Annotated in this window: 1 pseudogene; it reads left to right on the top strand. The window is 38.8% G+C overall.

The features are described from left to right. Positions 1-553 (top strand): annotated as a pseudogene (locus K4039_RS27620) (hypothetical protein); the annotation flags it as partial. Between the last annotated feature and the right edge of the window lie 151 nt (positions 554-704).

Below are 704 nucleotides of genomic sequence, written 5' to 3' on the forward strand. Positions count from 1 at the left end.
GCGTCATGAATCATATTCTACCATGCTGTGCCTAGATTGTGAACCTTCTTTTTTGCTGTTACCCCGATTTATTGAGCGGATACATTTGATGTATGTACTGGCTGTTGATATCAAAGCAGTTTGTATTTATTGTGTTGCGTCTGCTTTGTTTGCAATTAGCTTGTTTGTATTAGCATTAATCGGTCGCGAGTGGGAGGATATCGGTCAATTATTTTTTATAGGAATTCTGGTATCTATGTTAGTGCTGATTTCCTCGATCGGTCTTTATGCAGATGTGAATAATCTCGGTACTGCTAAGGAAACTAGCTTGAAGGTGACAACATCTTCTGGTGCTTCGGAAATTGCTTTAGCACAGCATTTAAAAAGAGTGGGAGCTAAAATGTATGGCTCTTTTACCTGCGAACACTGTCAGATGCAGAAGGCAAGTTTTGGCAAAGAGGCGGCTCGCATTATCAATTATATCGAGTGCAATCCTCAAGGAAAAAATGCTCGGCGAGATCTTTGCGAAGCTGCGAAGATTAAAGGGACTCCGGCTTGGGAAATTAACGGTTAGGGGCTTGCAATTAAATATAATCCCAGTTAGGAATGAAAATTTAATAACTTTAGCGTTGGTTAAATAGTCGGCACTGCACGATAATTCCATTTTGGTAGATATTCATCAAAAATAATTTTCATTGTTTCTTTAAATCCATTAGCTACTTTTC

Source organism: Lyngbya sp. CCAP 1446/10, from assembly GCF_026130175.1.
Lineage (GTDB): Bacteria > Cyanobacteriota > Cyanobacteriia > Cyanobacteriales > Microcoleaceae > Microcoleus.